Below are 17,581 nucleotides of genomic sequence, written 5' to 3' on the forward strand. Positions count from 1 at the left end.
GCCGAATGAATGCCGCTTTTGGGATAGGTCGGAAGGGGTCGACCTCGGAAGGCCAGGTCTGGGACAAAGCCCTCGTCGCCTACTATCCTTTAAACGACGGTCTTTGGCGAAAGCGACGGTTCCTGCAGCCCATACAGATGTTCTCGGGCAGGGAAAGCTCCCTTCCTGACCGCATCGGCAAAGGCTCCGATTGCCGCATCTGCCTCTGATCCGAGATCCGCGAACCGGCGCACGAAGCGCGCCGTGCGCTCCGTCATCCCCAGCATGTCTTCAAGGACCAGGACCTGCCCGTCGCAAGCCCAGCTCGCGCCGATGCCGATGGTGGGTACGGCGACCCTCTCGCTGATGTGCCGTGCCAACGGCTCGACCACCGCTTCTATCACCATCGAAAATGCACCGGCCTCGGCGACAGCGATGGCATCAGTCTCGATCGGCCCCGGCTGGTTGGAGCTGCCCAAGGCGGCGGCCTCGGCCTTTCCTTGGGATCTGAACGATCCGATCGTGTGGATCGACTGCGGAGTCAGGCCGACATGCCCCATGACCGGTATGCCCCGGGCAACGAGGAAGGCGATGGTCTCGGCAAAATGGACCCCGCCCTCGAGCTTGACAGCACCGCAGCCAGTCTCCTGCATGACGCGTGCCGCCGACGCGAACGCCTGCTCTTTCGAGGCTTCATACGATGCGAAGGGCATGTCCACCACGACCAGCGCCCGGCGCGATGCAATCACCACGGCCCGCCCGTGCATGATCATCATGTCGAGCGTCACCGGCAGGGTCGTGTCGAAGCCATAGAGAACATTACCAAGGGAATCGCCGACCAGCAGGACGTCGCAATGCGGATCAGCCATCCGGGCCGACTGGGCATGGTATGCGGTGAGGACGACAAGTTTCTCAGCAGTCTTCCTGCCGAGGACGTCAGGAGCGGTGATACGATTCAGCCTAACGGGGACCGACACGGGGCTACACTCCTGCAGGACAAGGACATGCAACCATCACAGCGTCTTTGCTTCGATCTGGTTGAGGTAGCGGAACTCCGGCGCCCGAACGCCAGCGATACGCCGGATTTCAACAAGCTGCGGAGATTCGAAGAAGGCGCGAGCCGCATCGAGCGAAGTCCATTGCGAGAAGTGGACGACCTGACGGGCATCCGTGTCGTAGGCCAGCAGTTGATAGGCGATCTCGCCTGCTTCGCGCCGGATCGCGGCCGCATCGTCGAATACAGCCTTCCACTTCTCGTAGTCCTCCACTTCATGGATGATGAGGACATGGGGCTGCTGGGCGTCGCCCTTGGAAAAGTTCATGCGCCAGTTCCAGTGATTGCCAGGAGATCGATAACGAAGCCCAGCCACATCGCGAACAGCACGATGCTCGAGGCGATATAGACGCGGGCCCGGGTCCGAACTGTATTGGGGCCAATGTGGATGGCGGAATGCACGACCCGGAGCGTGACGAAGATCCACGCCAGCGCGACCTGCGCAGGCGAGGCACTGCCCGTCAGGACAAGCAGCGGCACCAGCGCGAAGTAGAGCACCGGCATTTCGAACAGGTTGGCAAGGTTCTGCGCAGGCCGCTCGACGGGACGAAAGTAACGGCCGACGGCTTCCGCATTGGCGAAGTCGGCGGCGGTGGGCCGGTTGGCCGCGATATGGGCGAAGCGCTTTCGCAGCAGAACGGACCAGACGACGAATATCAGGCCTGCCAGGGCCACTGTCGGCCAAAGAATAGCCAGGTTCATTGCGCCCACGATGACGCCTCCTCACATCGACACTGAGTCCACATTTGATACCTAGGCATAGAGGCTGGATTTGTTTTTGCAACCCAGATATTCTGGGCCGCATGGCCACACCTCCGTTTCGTCGACAGTCCCCGATCCACATCAGCCATTGCACGCTGGCGGCGAGCTTCGATTTCCTGGGGGATCGCTGGTCCCTGCTGATCCTGCGCAGCGCCCTGTTCGGCGTGCGTCGATATGACGATTTCCACACCGAGATCGGAATTCCGCGGACCGTGCTGGCCGACCGGCTCAAGCGCCTCATCGCTTCGGGGCTGATGACCCAGCAGGACTACAAGGCGGACGGCAGCCGGCCCCGGAAGGAATACTGCCTCACCGAGATGGGCGAGGCGCTTCGCCTGCCGTTCCTGGCCATGCGCGAGTGGTCCGATCACTGGGTTGGCCAGGGCCGCACACCGCCCATGAGACTGGTGCGCCCGTCCGACGGTTCGGAAATCCACGTCGCCTTTGTCGATGACAAGGGCCGCATCGTCCCTCCGGATGACTTGGCCGCCCGCTTCGAGGACTGGGCCCCTCATGCGAGGGATAGTGCGGAATAGCGGGCAATTGCCCTCCCGGCATAAGTCACAAACGGGTGCAGCGGAGGACCTTTCTGGCACCATGGCGTTGATGGCAGTTACGCACCACGGCACGGATGGAATCTTGCCGGAGCGCTTGCAGGCCAGTGCCTTCGCCTGGCCCGAAGCGGCGGCGTTGCGGCTTACGGATATTTCAAAGTGAAAACGCTCAAGCAGGTCAGAATTGAGGCCAGCTTCCATGTTCTGGCGGACAACTTCAAAAGGCTGGTTGCCATCCACCGCCTCCGGACAATGATCGCAGCAATCTCGACCTAAAGGTCGACGCCCAACCTTCGCGCCGCTCCACAATCATGGCCATTCCAATATGGGCTCGGTTTTACAAAGCCATCGCAATTAAGAATGACCGGCTACGCCGAAAGCCGTTTTTTCTGAATCGGCGGAAAAGGCTCTGGCCGATATTGCGCGCGGCTCGGTGACCACCGCAGCGCTGGGCTACCAGCCTCTCCTCTGCACGCCCTTGCGAAGAAGAGGCTTTTTGCTGTGCCGCGATTTGCTGGGTGCCTGCCTTTGCAGGGGTGCTTGGCAGATCTGGCCAAGATTGTGTCACAGGCTCACCGGTTTGCCGGAAGTGTCACATAAGGCCGGATTTGCCACTTATGATCAATTGGAAATTCGCCGTCCGATATAGCCTCTGCTCGGTGGTTTGCAGCTTTGTAAGGGCAGAGGTGCAGCTGATGGGGGACAACGCATGAGCAAGCACATTCGCGAAAACTTGGTCGCAGGGAGCGCGTTGATCGCGTTCGTCACCGCGATGCCCGCCTTTGCGCAGGACACCGCAAAGTCGCAATCCGCCGCAGAAGCAGACCAGAGCGGCGAGATCGTGGTTACGGCCACCCGCAAGAACGAAGTGCTGAGCAAGGTGCCGATCAGCGTGAGCGCTTTCAGCACCGAAACGCTCGACAAGCGCGGCGTGCGCGATTTCGCCGACGTGATCCGCCAGACGCCGGGTATCGTGTTCGAACAGACCAACACGACGACCAATATCGCCATCCGTGGCATCAACTCATCCGTCGGCGCATCGACCACCGGCATCTATATTGACGATACGCCGATCCAGGTGCGCGCGCTCGGCTATTCGGGTGGCAACGTCTATCCGGTGATCTTCGATCTGGAACGCATCGAAGTGCTGCGCGGTCCGCAGGGCACGCTGTTTGGCGCGGGATCGCAGGGGGGCACGATCCGCTTCCTGACGCCGCAGCCTGATGCAACGAAGACATCGGGCCGCGTGCGCTCGGAAGTGGCGACGACCGAAAACGGCGGCATGAGCTATGAACTGGGCGGCGCCATCGGCGTGCCATTGGTGCCCGATACCCTGGCCGTGCGGGCCAGCGCCTATTACCGGCGCGATGGCGGCTGGGTGGACCGGGTCCGGTTCGAGGACAAGCAGGTGATCGACAAAGACGCCAACCGCATCGACTCCTTCGTTGGTCGCGTGGCTGTGGGGTGGACCCCGACGCCCGACCTGACGATTACGCCCTCGGTCGTCTACCAACGGATCAAGAACAACGACAGCCCGGAAAGCTGGGACAATATCCAGCGTGACCCGGCATCGCCAAACGCCGCATTTTCGGATTACGAAAATGGCGTGTTCCTGAATGGCAACCGCGTACGCGAAAACGGCAATGACCGGTTCGTGCTGCCATCGCTGAACATAAAGTATGCGCTGGGCGGGGCAGACCTGATCGCTATCGGATCGTATTTTGACCGGCGGCAGACTTTCCGGGCCGACTATACACTCTTCGATCAGAGCCTGTTTACCGGCATCACCCTACCCCTCATCCCCAACCAGGCCGCGTTTTCGGACTTCGTGAACACGCAGAAGAACTGGACCGGCGAATTGCGCCTGCAATCGACGGCGACTGACAGCCCGATCACATGGGTGGTTGGCGGCTTCTTCCAGGATGCAAAACAGGTTTCGATCCAGACGGTCGATGACCGCTTCTTCTACCAGTATGCGCCGTTCCTTGTTGGAGTTCTCCCGCCACTTGTCGATGGCAGGTTGATCTATGATCAGGCCACCAGTTCCAAGGACCGGCAGTATGCGGTGTTTGGCCAAGTGGGCTTCAAACCGGTGGACCGACTCACGCTGACGCTCGGCCTGCGCTACGGCCGTACCGAGTTCTCGATCAACTCCTTTGCGCAAGGGCCGGTCGTTGGACCGCCGGTCACCGATATCGGTGGGCAGAAGGAAAGCCCGTTCACGCCCAAGTTCGGCATCGATTTCCAGATCGATCCGCGCACGCTGGTCTATGCCTCTGTGGCAAAGGGCTTCCGCCCCGGCGGCTACAACCCGCAAGTGGGCCTGCCCTGCGGCGGCGAGCTTGGGAGCATCGGCTATCCCAACGGACGGCCGACGCTGTACAATTCCGACTCAGTATGGAGCTATGAGCTCGGCGTGAAGACACGCATGGCGGGCGGGCGCGTTGGCGTGCAGGGCAGCGTCTACCAGATCGACTGGACCGACATCCAGCAGGCGGTGGCGCTCAATTCCTGCGGGTTCCAGTTCACCGGCAATCTGGGCAAGGCGCGCAGCCGCGGCTTCGATCTGCAGTTCGATGCGAAGGTCACCGACCAGTTCAGCGTACAGGCGGAAATCGGCTATACCAACGCAAAGTTCCTGCAGACCTTCGCCGGCGGCCCGAGCGCCGTGGTGCCGCTGGTCACCGCCGGCAACCATGTCCTGTCGCCGCCGTGGACGATCTCCCTGCATGGCCAGTACGATATCCCGCTGGGCGAGCACACCGGCTATATCCGCAGCGACTACGATTACCGTTCGGAACAGACCGACCTGACGCCGGGCATCGATCCGCGCAACGGCGGCGCTGACCGAACCTTGACCAACCCGCCTGCACTGAACCAGTGGTCGGCGCGTGCCGGTTATCGCTTCAATGGGGTGGACGTCTCGGTCTTCGTCAACAACATCCTGGACAGTTCGGTGTGGCAGGGGCGGCGTTCGCGCGACAATGGCGCGGCCACGATCTACCGCTCGCACGTGATCCGGCCGCGTACTTTCGGCCTGACAGCGGGGTACACGTTCTGATGTGCCGGGCTGCGGTCTTGCTGGCGTCAGTATTCGCCGCAGCCCTGCCCGCTGCCGCGGTGGCATCTGCCCCCCCGGCGGACGTGCTGTTTACGAACGCCAAGATCTATACGCCGCAAGGCTGGCGCACATCGCTGGCCGTGCGCGATGGGCGGATCATGGCGATCGGGCGCAAGGTGAGGGCGCAGCGCGTGGTCGATCTCAAGGGCCGCACGGTGATGCCGGGGCTTTACGACATGCACGTCCACCCGGTGCTGCAGGCCAAAGGTGATGAAGGCCGCTGCCGCATTCCGCAGGATGCAGGCGCGGCACGCCTGATGGAACTGGTGAGTGCCTGCGTGAAGGCGGCAAAGCCCGGCGAATGGGTGAGCGGCGGACAATGGCAAGCATCGCTGTTGCAGAGCACGCCGATCACGGCTGCGACGCTCGATGCTATTTCGCCCGACAATCCGGTGATGCTGTTCGATGTCAGCGGTCACAGCGTCTGGGCCAATTCGCGCGCGCTGGCTGCAGCAGGCATCGGGGCGGGCACACCAAACCCGGAAGGCGGGATCATCGAACGCGATGAAGCAGGCAAGCCGACCGGCATCCTGCGCGAAACGGCTTCCCGGCTTGTCACCAGCAAAGTGCCGCCGCAAAGCACCGCCGAGACCGAGCGGCAGCTGGAAAATCATCTGCGCATGCTGGCTGGTTTCGGCGTGGTCGGCTTTGTCGAGGCGATGGCGTTTCGGCCTGACCTGGAAGTCTATGCGTCGTTGGCTGATCGGGGCGTTTTGAAACAGCGGGTGCAGGCCTGCATCGCTTTTTCCGAAGCGGGTCGGGCCAATCCGGAATTCGATGCCACAGTAGCCGATCGCAAGACATTTGCGCGCGCCACCTTCAAGGCCGATTGCATCAAGGTCTTCGCCGATGGCGTCCCCACGGAGAGCCATACGGGGGCGATGATCGATGATTATCGCGGCGGGCAGCCCAATGCGCCCGCCAAAGGCTTGCTGCTGTTCGAACCGGGGGCGATGGCGCGCAACGTGGCCGACTGGGACCGGCAGGGCATTACCGTGCTGTTTCATGCCGCCGGAGACCGTGCAGTACGCGCCTCGCTCGATGCGGTGCAGGCCGCGCGCAAGGCGAATGGCATGGGCGGGCCGATGCATCAGGTTGGCCATTCGACCTTCGTCGACCCGGCCGATCTGCCCCGTTTCAAGGCGCTGAACACGGCGGTGGAATATTCCCCGTATCTGTGGGATCCGCAGCCGATCAACGACGATATCACCAGCGCGGTGGGAACCCCGAGGATCGACCGGGTATGGCCGATCCGCGACGGGTTTGACGCAGGTGCGCTGGTGATTGCTGGATCGGACTGGGCAGTGGTGCCTTCGCCCAACCCGTGGATCGGAATCGAAACGGCGGTCACCCGGCGCAATCCCGGCGGCGGCGCGCGCACTTTCGGCGCGGCGCAGGCGATCACGCTACAACAAGCGATTGCCATGTTCAGCATCAACGCGGCCCGGCGAATGGGTATCGCGGACAAGGCGGGATCGCTGGAGGTCGGAAAAATGGCTGATTTCCTGGTGCTCGATCGCAATCCGTTTTCAGTGCCGATCACGCATGTTCATGCCACCCGCGTGCTGGAAACGTGGATCGGCGGCGAACGTGCCCATCACAGCGACCAGGATTGATGCCCTGAACCGTGTTGTCAGCCTTGGGATCGTGCTGTTGATTTCCGGCTGCAGCAAGACCCCGCATCAGCAGCCTGTGCTGGCGTCGAAAGATGTCATGGCTGTTGAGGCGGACGCCACAGGCTGGCCGAGTTACGGCGGGCAATCGTCCTCGACCAAGTACTCCGCACTCGATCAGATCAATCGCAGCAATGTGGCAAGGCTGAAGCTGGCCTGGACCTGGCACAGTGGTGAAGTGGCTGACGGCAGCGACCCGGCGGTGGAATCCACCGTCAGCGAAATGACCCCGATCTATGCCAATGGACGCCTCTATGGCTGCACACCGTTTGGCAGGGTCGTGGCGATCGATCCGGCTAGCGGGCGCGAGGTGTGGTCGTTCGATCCGAAGAAGCCGCGCAGCGGCAACATGTATCGCCAGAACTACTGCCGCGGCGTGGCCTATTGGCAGGCTGCCGATCCCGCAGCGCAGAGGCGCGATTGCGGCAGGCGCATCGTCTATGCCGGGCAGAATGCTCAGCTGATGGAGATAGATGCCAATCGCGGTACCGCCTGCTCGAGCTTTGGCATGGGTGGCAAGGTTGATCTGGCGGCGCTTGACTACAAGGGCGAAGGAAAGCCCGCAAACACCTCACCCCCAGCAATCTGGGACAATATCATCGTAGTGGGCGTGGCGGTGCAGGACAACATGTACCGCAATTCGCTCGACGGGATTGTGCGCGGTTTCGACGTTGTCAGCGGGCGAGAGTTGTGGAGCTGGAACCCCATCCCGGCCGATCTTTCACCGGTCACCGGCGCAGCCAATGCCTGGGCGCCGCTGTCGGTCGATGCGAAGCGCGGCTGGGTATTCGTGCCCACCGGCAGCGCGAGCTGGGATACGCTGGGCGTCAATCGCATCGGGCGAATTCCCGATGCCAACGCCGTGGTTGCGCTGGATATGCGCACCGGTCACAAAGTGTGGTCGTACCAGACGGTCCACCATGATCTGTGGGACTACGATCTGCCATCGGCACCGACGCTTGCCACGATAGACCACGCTGGCCGTGCGACCGAAGCGGTAATTCAGGGCACCAAGACCGGCAACATCTTCGTGCTTGATCGCCAGACCGGGAAGCCGCTGTTTCCGATAGTCGAACGCACCGTGCCGCAAAGCGACATGCCTGGCGAGACGGCGGCCCTCACGCAACCCATGCCGGTCCTGCCTCGCCCGGTTACATCGCAGTCCATCTCCGCCGAGGATGCCTGGGGGATGGCGTGGTTTGACCAGCGCCATTGTCGCAAACGCATGGCCGCCTTGCGCAACGAAGGCTTGTTCACGCCGCCTTCGACCAAGGGCAGCGTGCTGCATCCAAGCTTTCTGGGGGGTACCAACTTGGGCGGCATTGCCTATGATCCGGGCAGCGGCCTTGCCGTGGTCAATTCGTCGAACCTAGTCGCCTCAGTCACGCTCAAGCCGCGGTCGGAATATGTCGAAAGCCGCGACAAGCGCCCCGGCGTGTCAGTCTATGAGATGCAAGGTTCGCCCTATGTGATGCTGCGCGAGGTGCTGATGTCGCCGCTGGGCGCACCTTGCAATCCACCGCCTTGGGGCCGTCTCACGGCGATAGACATGCGCACCGGCCAGACGCGTTGGCAGGTGCCGTTCGGGCAGGTGAAATTGCCGAGTGGCGTGATCAGCCCGCCCGAATGGGGCGCACCCAACCAGGGCGGCCCCATCGTCACCCGAGGCGGGCTCGTGTTCATCGGGGCAAGCCTCGACAGCCGGTTCCGCGCCTATGATACGCAAACTGGGCGCGTGTTGTGGAGCGTGGCCGTTCCAGCGCCAGCAACCGCCACGCCGATGACCTTCCGCCATACCGACGGGCAGCAATATGTGATCATTTCAGCCGGTGGGCATGGTGGTTTTGGTACGCAGCTGGGCGATGCCATGGTGGCCTATGCCCTGCGCGCGCGATAACGACCCGTCAGGATCCATCCGAACCTGCATCCCGATAGCGCTTGGGCGTGTGCCCATAATGCCGGGCAAAGCTGCGCACGAAGCTGGCACTTTCGGAAAAACCCACAGCCAGCGCGATTTCGGCAATATCGCGTTGGCTGTGGCGCAGTAGGCGTGCGGCCGCCGTCATTCGCCGCTCGTGCACCAGATCGCGCCAGCGCAGGCCATCTACCCGCAGCGCCCGGTTGAGCGTGGCGACCGAAACCCCCAGCGTCATTGCCACGCTTGCAAGCGTGACAGGCTCATCCAGCGCACTACCTTCCAGCAACCGGCGTACCTCGCGCACAAGACCATGCCTGCGCAGCGGATCGCCGGCGCTACGCTCGAGATGCTCCTCGATAATCGGAAACAGCCCCGGATCGATTGCACCACCAGTGCGAGAGAGGAACGACTCTTCGAACGAGAACGAATTGGTCTCCTGATCAAAATAGACCTCGCAGCGGAACAGGTCACGGTGCAGACGGGCATTGCCTTGCCGGGAATGCTCGAACCGCACTTCGACCAGTTCGAACTCCGGCCCGACAAAGCTGCGGCACAGGTTATACATCAGCGCTAGCGAGAATTCTGCATCCTGCCGCCGGTTCTGCAGCGCCTGATCGGTCAGCGCATATTCGAACGTCGCGATCCCCGCGGAAACCGTGAAGCGGTGGCGCACTGCCTCCTGAATGGCACCCAGATAAGTATCGAAGCCGGTCAACGCAGCGCGCAGCGTAGGCGCACTGAAAAACAGGAAGCTGAGCGCGCCAAGACTGTCTGCCCCGCCTAGCCTTCCAGCCTGAAGGCCAAGACAGGGATTGCCCGCTCGCTCTGCCGCAGCTTCGAAAAACGCCAGATAATCGGCCAGTGGCATGATCGCCCGGGTATCGTCGAGGCTCTCGCGCCGGATGTCGCATTCGGCCAGCAGCGGCTCGGGCGGAAAGCCTGCAAGATCCAGGCAATGGACGATATGGCGCAAGACTACGACCGAGATCGTCGGCCCGGTCATGCCGCAAATTCGCCAGTTTGCGCAGGGGAACACCGCTTACAGGCCATAGCCTGGCACGATTGGCCTTTTGCTTTAGGGATTCAACGCCAAAACAGGAGATTGGCCGCTTTGGCCAAGCCGGTTGACCAACGCATTTGGCCTAACCTCTGACGGGCGGCGAATTGATCGCGCAGCCATCCAGCACCTGCTGCTGGCCAAGGGAGCCATCGCCATGATCCGACCAGCCGCTTTTTCCCTGCTTTCACACGCGGCGGTCTGCGCTGTGGCGCTGGCGACGGCTTCAGCCCAGGCGCACGACGGGGGGGCGAGCGATGGCGCGATGGCAGCCGCCTCCGATGCTCCGCGGCCCGACATGGTCTTCGTCAATGGCACGGTGGTGACCCCGTCAGGCACGGCGCAGGCCGTGGCCGTAGCCAAAGGCGTAATCGTAGCGGTAGGGTCGGTGGCCGAGATCGAGAAGCTGCCGCTGGAGGGCGCAAAGCGGATCGACCTTGCCGGGCGGACGCTGATGCCAGGCCTCTATGACATGCACGTGCACACGTACTTTGCCGGTCAGGACAAACTGTCCTGCCGGTTTGCACAAGGGGCGAAGGCAAAGGAGATCGTGGCAGCGGTCAAGGCCTGTGCGGCCAAGGCCAAGCCGGGGGAATGGATCACGGGCGGCAGCTGGGTGGGTGCCGCTTTCAAGCCGGGAGAACAGCACCGCCGCCTGCTGGATGCTGCAGCGCCTAACAATCCGGTCTTGCTCAACGACGAAAGCCTGCACAGCGTCTGGGTCAACTCGCGCGTGCTGCAGATCGCCGGTATCGGGCGCGATACGCCCAATCCGGCAGGCGGCGTGATCGATCGCGATGCCAAAGGTGAACCCACCGGCGTGCTGCGCGAAGTGGCTTCCCGCAATATCGAAAAGTTCATGCCCAAGATTTCGCAGGACGACCAGGTCCGCGCGGTGAAAGTGGCAACCGACGAGATGCTGTCCTACGGCATCGTCGGCTTTACCGATGCGGCGGTGCGGCGCGAGATGGTGGGCGGGCTTTCGGCCTATGCCCGCAGTGGCGGGCTTAAGCAGTATGCGCGCGGCTGCATCGTATGGGGGCCGAATTCGGGCGACAGCGAAGGCCTGATCGCGCAGCGGCAGGCATTGAGCAGCGAGCGGCTGAAGCTCGACTGCGTCAAGATGTTTCTTGATGGCGTGCCGCTTGAAGGCCGCACCGCTGCCATGATCGAACCTTATGCGCATGGGACCGGTGCACATGGTGGCTCGGGCAACACCGGCCTCAAACTGATCCCCGAAGACGTGCTGTTCCCTGCACTTGCGGAATTTGACCGGCAGGGCATTCTGGTGAAGTTCCATGCTGCGGGCGACGGGGCCGTGCGCGAAGCTGCCGATGCCATTGCCGCTGCGCGCAAGGCCAACGGCTTCACGGGGCAGCATCACGAAATCGGCCACAACACCTTCGTCGATATGGCCGAGGTGCCCCGTGGTCGCGAGCTTCATTTCACTTGGGAATTTTCGCCCTACATTTGGTGGCCAACGCCGATTACCTCGATTGATATCGCAACGGCCGTGGGACCAGAACGCATGAAGCGGCTGTGGCCGATGCGCGATGTTGTTGAAAGCGGGGCGAACGTGGTGATCGGGTCGGACTGGCCGGTGGTGCCTTCGGTCAACCCATGGATTGCCTTTGAAACGCTGGTGACGCGGCAGGTTCCCGGCGCCACCGGCGAGCCGATCAACGCGGGCCAGCGGATCACCCGTGAACAGGCACTGGCCGTGATGACCCGCAATGGCGCGGCGGAAATGGGCCGTCTGGATCAGGGCGGCACGATCGAACCCGGCAAGCTGGCTGACATGATCGTGGTGGACCGCAATCCGTTGACCGTGGCGGCAGGGGAAATCCACAAGACCCGCGTGCTTGCCACCTACATTGCGGGCGAGAAAGTCTTTGTCGCCGAAGGAGAAACCAAGTGAGCGATGCAACGCTGTTCCTGACCGATGAGCGCACGTTCTGGCACAGCACCGGCGTGCAGGCGCTGTTCATGCCGGTCGGGGACTGGGTCGAGCCGCCCGCCGGAAGCTATGGCGCGGACACGCCCGGCTCGAAGCGCCGCCTGCTCAATCTGGTCCGCGCAGCCGGATTCGACAGCGAGCTTGAGGTGCGCAGCGCCGCTCCTGCATCGCGCGAGGATCTGCTGCGCGTGCATCCGGCAAGCTACATCGACGAATTCAAACGCTTGAGCGATGCGAACGGCGGCGAGCTTGGCGTGTTTGCGCCATTCAGCAAGGGCGGGTTCGAGATTGCTAGCCTTTCGGCGGGTTTGGCGATTGAAGCGGTGGACGCGGTGCTGACTGGCCGCGCGCGCAATGCCTATGCGCTATGCCGCCCGGCGGGGCATCACTGCCTGGCGCACGAGCCGATGGGGTTTTGCCTGCTGGCCAACATCCCGATTGCGATTGAGGTTGCCAAGGCGCGCCATGGCGTAGGCAAAGTGGCCGTGGTCGATTGGGACGTGCACCACGGCAATGGCACGCAGTCGATCTTCTATGACCGGGCTGACGTGCTGACCGTATCTGTTCACCAGGACCGTTGTTTCCCGCCGGGCTATTCAGGCTTTGAAGAGCGCGGCGAAGGCGCAGGCCTCGGCGCCAACCTCAACATTCCGCTCCCGGCAGGAAGCGGCCATGAGACGTACCTTGCCGCGCTGGACCGGATCGTGATTCCGGCACTGCGCCAGTTCGATCCTAACTTGATCGTGGTTGCCAGCGGCTTGGATGCGAACGCGGTCGATCCGCTGGCACGCCAACTGCTGCACTCCGACACTTTCCGGGACATGACCGAGCGCATGGTCTCTCTTGCCGATGAACTGTGTGAAGGGCGCCTCGCCATCGTTCACGAAGGGGGTTACGCCGAAGCCTATGTGCCGTTCTGCGGGCTAGCCGTGCTGGAAGGCCTGAAGGGCACACGCAGCGCCGTGATCGACCCTGAGCTGGAGTTCTTCATGGCCCAACAGCCAGCAAACCGCATGCTGCAGTTTCACCACACGTTGATCGATGAAATGGCTGCTGAATTGAACCTCTGATCTTGCGAGCAGGTGGCAGGAAGCTTGGCGTCTCGGTCGGTGAGTCTGAGACCGCCTTTCTCGATTTGGCAGCATCTGGTAGGTGTATGAATTGGTTAGGGTCGGCCCAAGGCAATCTTTATCCTTTCCCGTACCCCCCGCGCTCGCACAATGTCACCCAACAAGCGGTGCCATTCGTTCAGCGCGATGCGGGCTGGATTTCGTGAGTCGAGATCGTGCACCAATCCATATCGCAGTGTTCGATCCTGCGGTTCTGCACGGAAGGTGCCGAACAGGCGATCCCACACGATCAGGACGCCACCAAAGTTGCAGTCAAGATACTCGGTCTCGCTGGCATGGTGAGCGCGGTGATGCGATGGTGTGTTGAACACCGCTTCGATCCAGTTTGGCAGGCGGCGCACGGCTTCGGTGTGCAGCGGAAACTGATAGATAAGGTTCGCGCCCAGCAGCACAGCCACCACCGTGGGCGGAAATCCGAACAGCACCAATGCGGCAAAGAAGACCCAACCCAGCGAAAAGAACTCCGTCCAGCCAAGGCGGATTGCGCTGGGCAGCACATATTCGCGCGAGGAATGGTGCACCGCGTGCGTTGCCCACATCCAGCGGACGGTGTGGCTGGAGCGGTGAAACCAGTAGTAGGCGAATTCAACGGCGACGAAACCGGCAACCCACGTCCGCCAATCGCTGGCGGACAGTTGTAGTGGCGAGATGTCTGCCAGCAGCAGAAAGATCGCACCTGTCGCGATGCCGGTGATCGGCCGGAACACGGCCTGCCCCACCGCCACGCCGAGGCTGGCTGCCGCCGCACTGCCGTCATATCCGCGACCCTTGCGCAAACGCCAGCCAATTTCTGCCAGCACGAGGGCAAGCATGATGCCAAGGATCCAGGGGTGTTGGAATGCCAGACGCATGGTGTGATCCCCTAGTTTCGCTTGAGGCCCGCGATCGCTGCCTTGATTTCGGCTTCGGTCACGCGGTTGTCGCGGTTGCTATCGGCAAGGTCGTATGCGGGCGTCGGGCCGGAGGTAAATTCGGTGCGGCTGATGCGGCCATCGCGGTTTGTGTCGTAGGTCTGGCGCATGGTAACAAGGCGCCCATTGTCCCACCGGTCTTTGGCAAAGCCGGGCAAATCGTCCTTGCTGAAAAAGCCGTCACCGTTGCGATCAAGCCGAGGCCATTCCTTCACACGATGTGCGAGAAGCTCTTGGCGAGTAATTGCTCCGTCCTTGTTCGTATCGGCTGCACGCAAGCGTTCCATCGCTTCTTCGCCACCGAAATCGCGGGAAGGACGTGTCGGCCCGGCGATTGCAAACGTTGGGACGAGGATCAGTGCCAAGGCCAGAGCGGGCTTCATTAAACGAGCGAAACGCATTGTGCGGGATCCGTCAGCAAAGAGGGCATGACGCGACGCTTGGGAGGCTTCAACAGTTGGGAGCGTCGCGCCATGCCAGGTTGAGGGACTTCCAGATCAGAATGTCCCCGGCTGTTGTGGAAGCGATCAGCGGCAGGCGATTGTGTCGCCCGCAGCAGTGGTGCAGGTGCCAGTGTGGCTTACCGCCCCGTCGCTGAGCGTGGTGGACCCCGAGTAGCTGTTGCCGGTGACGGCGTTGGTTGCATTGGTGGAGCGCGATCCGCTGGCGGTTCCATCGGCGCTCCGGGTAAAGCTGCCCTGCGATGATGCGCTGCCCCGCGCGCCACTGGTCGCGGCACCGGCAGAGCGCGTCACGGCGCCATCGGGCGAGACCGAGGTGGTGGATGCACGAGCGCCGCGCGAACCATTGGTGCCCCGGAAGCCAGATGCGCTGGTGCGGGTCACAGTGCCATCGGCCGCGGTTGTGGTGCCTGCTGCACGACCAGCCACGCCCCTCTGGCCTGCGACAGCGCCGACCGAGCCGTTCTGGCCACGAGCGCGAATGCCGCCGCTGGCGTCGGCGGTGGAAGCGAATGCAAGTGCGGCAACTGCCGTCAGTGCGGTGAGCGTAGTGCGAAGATTTTTCATGACTGATCTCCTTCTTGCTGGCCCGTGAAGAGGTTCGACTTGTGTTTCCGGGCGACAGGAGGTTTTCTGCCCGCAAGATGCATCACCGGAATGTCGGAAAATGCCAAAGTCGTTGCAGGGCGTGGCAGTGACGCTCTGACGTAACAGTTTGTCACACCTACCCCACGGTGTTGGCTGGCAGATCGTCCCCGGCGGTGGCAGGAACAAGCCAATGACTGCACGTCCGCACCGCCTGCTTGTCGTCGATGATGACCCTGAACTGCGCAGTCTGTTGCAGCGCTTCCTGTCAGAACACGGCTTTTCCGTGCGCGCAGTGGACAGCGGCAAAGCAATGGACGTGGCATTGCAGCGCGAACCTGCCGATGTCATCGTACTGGATCTGATGATGCCGGGTGAGGACGGCCTTGCCATCCTGCGTCGCTTGCGCGCCAATGGCGAACAGGTGCCGGTGATCATGCTGACGGCGCGTGGCGATCCGGTGGATCGGGTACTTGGGCTGGAAATGGGTGCGGACGACTACCTTGGCAAACCTTTCCTTCCGCGGGAACTGGTGGCCCGGATTGCCGCGCTGCTGCGTCGCATGGCTCCGGCACGGAGCACGAATAGCGACGAGACTGTTGTGGTCGGCCCCTTCCTGATCAACTTTTCGGCGATGGCCGTCAGCCGCGATGGCACGGTCCTGCCACTTTCCTCGCGCGAGTTTGCGCTGATGGCCGCGCTGGCGCGCAGCGCCGGCAGGCCGCTCAGCCGTGCGCAACTGATCGACCGTGCGCTGGGCCGCGATGCCGAAGTGACCGACCGTGCGATTGATGTTCAGGTCGCCCGCCTGCGCCGCGCCATCGGCGATGATGCAGGTGAGCCACGCTTCATCCGCACGGTCTGGGGTGTGGGCTATGTACTCGCGCCCGAAAGCGGCGGAACCGGCCAGGCATGAGTTGGCGGCTTCCTGCGCTGGCCTTGCCGCGTAGCATGCTGCGCCGGAACGTCGCGCTGATGGTCGGGGTTGTGCTGGCTGGACAGGTGGTGGCGGGGCTGCTGGTCATGGCGTTGGTCATACAGCCTCAGGTCAACCGGATTGCCCAGCTGACTGCCGATATGATTTCCGTTCTTACCCACGTGATGGAAGATCTTCCCGAGGCAGAGCGTAAGATCATGCTGTCGCGGTTCGAAAGCAGCGGCAATGTCTTGATTCGGCTGCAAGAACCTGCCGACAATGCGGCGTCGCAGACATTGCGCAACCGTGTACCAAATTTCATCGAACGGCAATTTGTCCGCGCATTGTCCCATCGATTGGGCTCTGGAAAAGAGCTGAAGTGGCAGCGCGGTGCCGACGATCGATTGTGGTTCGAAATGCAGATCGGGACGCAAGCAGTGTGGATTAGCGTTACGCCGCCATCCGGGCGCAGCGCACTGCAGACAATGCTCTACGCGTTTCTCGTCGCGTTCATCGTTGCAGCCGCGGCGGGTCTGCTTTTGCAACGAAGACTGGATGCCCCGCTCCAGCGGCTTGCGGCGCAGGTTGATGCGTTTGCCCCTGACATGGCAAGGCATGAACAAATTCTGCCCATGCTGGAAACAACCGGCCCTGACGAAGTCGCAGCGGTGGCCAGTGCTTTCAACCGGCTGACCGAAAGGTTGGCCAATGACGAAGCCGAAAGGACACTGATGCTTGCCGGGGTCAGCCACGACTTGCGCACCCCGCTGACCCGGCTGCGCTTGTGCCTTGAAATGATGAGCGGGCATGACGACCAGATTGAAGCAACGGCCGCAAGGCAAGTTGATCGGATCGAGGCAATGCTTCAGCAGTTCCTGGATTTTGCCCGCGGCTTTGCTGAAGAAGCGGCATCGGACGTCAGCATGGCGGAATTGTTAGCAGGCGTTGCCCGGGACGTTGATCCGCAAGGGCAAACGCAAGTCGTTGTCGACAAGACCCTGCGCGCCAATCTGCGCTATCAAGCAGTGACGAGAGCCGTCGGCAACCTTCTTGGCAACGCGATACGCTATGGCCAACGACCGACCAGGCTCCATGCGCACAAACAGGGCAGCGTTGTCGTCATCGAAGTCAGCGATGCGGGACAAGGGTTCAGCGCTGCAAGTGCAGAACAACTGCGACGCCCGTTTGCTCGAGGTGACAACGCACGTGGCGGGGACGGAGCCGGGCTGGGCCTCGCAATTGCCGAACGCGTTGCCGTGGCACATGCAGGATCTTTGCGTTTCGCATTCCGGCATGGCCGTTTCTGTGCCGAACTCGCACTGCAAGACCAGATCTTGCCATCGCAATGATTTGACGGGAAGCGGCCTGGGAAGCGTGGCTTAGCCGACAGATACTGAATACCCGCGCAGATGCCATGGTTGCTGTCAAGGTTGGACCTTGGCCGGCCGTTTAGTGTCGCGCAGCCAGCCAAGGTCCGGAAATCAATCACAATTCTCACTGAGA

General features: G+C 62.3%; 15 protein-coding genes. 8 read left to right on the forward strand and 7 right to left on the reverse strand.

Annotated features, from left to right (window positions below):
* Positions 1–89: 89 nt before the first annotated feature.
* Genes panB through GGQ88_RS04040 form a run of 3 tightly spaced genes read right to left on the reverse strand, consistent with a single transcriptional unit; the run spans position 90 to position 1,735 of the window.
* Positions 90–989 carry a 3-methyl-2-oxobutanoate hydroxymethyltransferase gene (gene panB, locus GGQ88_RS04030; protein WP_221214478.1) on the reverse strand — a complete coding sequence of 300 codons (900 nt, stop codon included), beginning with the start codon at positions 987–989 and terminating at the stop codon, positions 90–92.
* Positions 990–992: 3 nt separating this feature from the next.
* Positions 993–1,301, reverse strand: coding sequence for an antibiotic biosynthesis monooxygenase (locus tag GGQ88_RS04035; protein ID WP_183611786.1), 309 nt, complete (start codon positions 1,299–1,301; stop codon positions 993–995).
* Positions 1,298–1,735, reverse strand: coding sequence for an MAPEG family protein (locus tag GGQ88_RS04040; RefSeq protein ID WP_246385513.1), 438 nt, complete (start codon positions 1,733–1,735; stop codon positions 1,298–1,300). The genes GGQ88_RS04035 and GGQ88_RS04040 overlap by 4 nt, the downstream gene beginning before the upstream one ends.
* A 101-nt stretch (positions 1,736–1,836) precedes the next feature.
* Between GGQ88_RS04040 and GGQ88_RS04045 the strand changes: the two genes are divergently transcribed.
* The 4 genes from GGQ88_RS04045 to GGQ88_RS04060 all read left to right on the forward strand — a co-directional run bounded on the left by GGQ88_RS04045 (position 1,837) and on the right by GGQ88_RS04060 (position 9,040).
* Positions 1,837–2,331, forward strand: a complete 495-nt coding sequence (locus tag GGQ88_RS04045; protein WP_183611788.1) for a winged helix-turn-helix transcriptional regulator — start codon at positions 1,837–1,839, stop codon at positions 2,329–2,331.
* Between the two features lie 727 nt (positions 2,332–3,058).
* Positions 3,059–5,410, forward strand: coding sequence for a TonB-dependent receptor (locus GGQ88_RS04050; protein WP_246385423.1), 2,352 nt, complete (start codon positions 3,059–3,061; stop codon positions 5,408–5,410).
* A 59-nt stretch (positions 5,411–5,469) separates the two neighbouring features.
* Entirely contained in the window at positions 5,470–7,086 is a 1,617-nt protein-coding gene (locus GGQ88_RS04055) for an amidohydrolase (protein ID WP_343057076.1), read from the forward strand.
* 31 nt (positions 7,087–7,117) lie between these two features.
* Complete coding sequence (locus GGQ88_RS04060; RefSeq protein ID WP_183611790.1) at positions 7,118–9,040, forward strand: outer membrane protein assembly factor BamB family protein; 1,923 nt, start codon at positions 7,118–7,120, stop codon at positions 9,038–9,040.
* Positions 9,041–9,047: 7 nt separating this feature from the next.
* Here GGQ88_RS04060 and GGQ88_RS04065 read toward each other — a convergent pair whose 3' ends face one another.
* On the reverse strand, positions 9,048–10,064 hold the full coding sequence (locus tag GGQ88_RS04065; protein WP_183611791.1) for an AraC family transcriptional regulator: 1,017 nt from the start codon (positions 10,062–10,064) through the stop codon (positions 9,048–9,050).
* Between the two features lie 211 nt (positions 10,065–10,275).
* Here GGQ88_RS04065 and GGQ88_RS04070 point away from each other — a divergent pair, with 211 nt between their 5' ends.
* Together GGQ88_RS04070 and GGQ88_RS04075 are read left to right on the forward strand one after the other, a co-directional pair.
* Positions 10,276–12,036, forward strand: a complete 1,761-nt coding sequence (locus GGQ88_RS04070) for an amidohydrolase (RefSeq protein WP_246385425.1) — start codon at positions 10,276–10,278, stop codon at positions 12,034–12,036.
* Positions 12,033–13,145, forward strand: coding sequence for a class II histone deacetylase (locus tag GGQ88_RS04075; protein WP_343057077.1), 1,113 nt, complete (start codon positions 12,033–12,035; stop codon positions 13,143–13,145). The genes GGQ88_RS04070 and GGQ88_RS04075 overlap by 4 nt, the downstream gene beginning before the upstream one ends.
* A gap of 95 nt (positions 13,146–13,240) precedes the next feature.
* On the opposite strand, the gene GGQ88_RS04080 is transcribed toward GGQ88_RS04075, so the two are convergent.
* The 3 genes from GGQ88_RS04080 to GGQ88_RS04090 form a co-directional block, all read right to left on the reverse strand.
* On the reverse strand, positions 13,241–14,056 hold the full coding sequence (locus GGQ88_RS04080; protein ID WP_183611792.1) for a sterol desaturase family protein: 816 nt from the start codon (positions 14,054–14,056) through the stop codon (positions 13,241–13,243).
* Between the two features lie 11 nt (positions 14,057–14,067).
* Positions 14,068–14,499: an EF-hand domain-containing protein gene (locus GGQ88_RS04085; protein ID WP_183611793.1), complete on the reverse strand. Its 432-nt coding sequence runs from the start codon at positions 14,497–14,499 to the stop codon at positions 14,068–14,070.
* 144 nt (positions 14,500–14,643) lie between these two features.
* Entirely contained in the window at positions 14,644–15,144 is a 501-nt protein-coding gene (locus GGQ88_RS04090) for a hypothetical protein (protein ID WP_183611794.1), read from the reverse strand.
* A 211-nt stretch (positions 15,145–15,355) separates the two neighbouring features.
* Between GGQ88_RS04090 and GGQ88_RS04095 the strand changes: the two genes are divergently transcribed.
* Together GGQ88_RS04095 and GGQ88_RS04100 are read left to right on the forward strand one after the other, a co-directional pair.
* On the forward strand, positions 15,356–16,078 hold the full coding sequence (locus GGQ88_RS04095; protein ID WP_183611795.1) for a response regulator: 723 nt from the start codon (positions 15,356–15,358) through the stop codon (positions 16,076–16,078).
* On the forward strand, positions 16,075–17,427 hold the full coding sequence (locus tag GGQ88_RS04100; RefSeq protein WP_183611796.1) for an ATP-binding protein: 1,353 nt from the start codon (positions 16,075–16,077) through the stop codon (positions 17,425–17,427). Before GGQ88_RS04095 ends, GGQ88_RS04100 begins: the two co-directional genes overlap by 4 nt.
* Positions 17,428–17,581 lie beyond the last annotated feature (154 nt).

This window comes from Novosphingobium hassiacum (genome assembly GCF_014196055.1).
GTDB lineage: Bacteria > Pseudomonadota > Alphaproteobacteria > Sphingomonadales > Sphingomonadaceae > Novosphingobium > Novosphingobium hassiacum.

Excerpts from the sequence above, each read along its gene's own strand:
- GGQ88_RS04035 (WP_183611786.1), bottom strand. The coding sequence starts at position 1,301 with ATGAACTTTTCCAAGGGCGACGCCCAGCAGCCCCATGTCCTCATCATC.
- GGQ88_RS04040 (WP_246385513.1), bottom strand. The coding sequence starts at position 1,735 with ATGAACCTGGCTATTCTTTGGCCGACAGTGGCCCTGGCAGGCCTGATA.
- GGQ88_RS04045 (WP_183611788.1), top strand. The coding sequence starts at position 1,837 with ATGGCCACACCTCCGTTTCGTCGACAGTCCCCGATCCACATCAGCCAT.
- GGQ88_RS04050 (WP_246385423.1), top strand. The coding sequence starts at position 3,059 with ATGAGCAAGCACATTCGCGAAAACTTGGTCGCAGGGAGCGCGTTGATC.
- GGQ88_RS04065 (WP_183611791.1), bottom strand. The coding sequence starts at position 10,064 with ATGACCGGGCCGACGATCTCGGTCGTAGTCTTGCGCCATATCGTCCAT.
- GGQ88_RS04070 (WP_246385425.1), top strand. The coding sequence starts at position 10,276 with ATGATCCGACCAGCCGCTTTTTCCCTGCTTTCACACGCGGCGGTCTGC.
- GGQ88_RS04080 (WP_183611792.1), bottom strand. The coding sequence starts at position 14,056 with ATGCGTCTGGCATTCCAACACCCCTGGATCCTTGGCATCATGCTTGCC.
- GGQ88_RS04085 (WP_183611793.1), bottom strand. The coding sequence starts at position 14,499 with ATGAAGCCCGCTCTGGCCTTGGCACTGATCCTCGTCCCAACGTTTGCA.
- GGQ88_RS04090 (WP_183611794.1), bottom strand. The coding sequence starts at position 15,144 with ATGAAAAATCTTCGCACTACGCTCACCGCACTGACGGCAGTTGCCGCA.
- GGQ88_RS04095 (WP_183611795.1), top strand. The coding sequence starts at position 15,356 with ATGACTGCACGTCCGCACCGCCTGCTTGTCGTCGATGATGACCCTGAA.
- GGQ88_RS04100 (WP_183611796.1), top strand. The coding sequence starts at position 16,075 with ATGAGTTGGCGGCTTCCTGCGCTGGCCTTGCCGCGTAGCATGCTGCGC.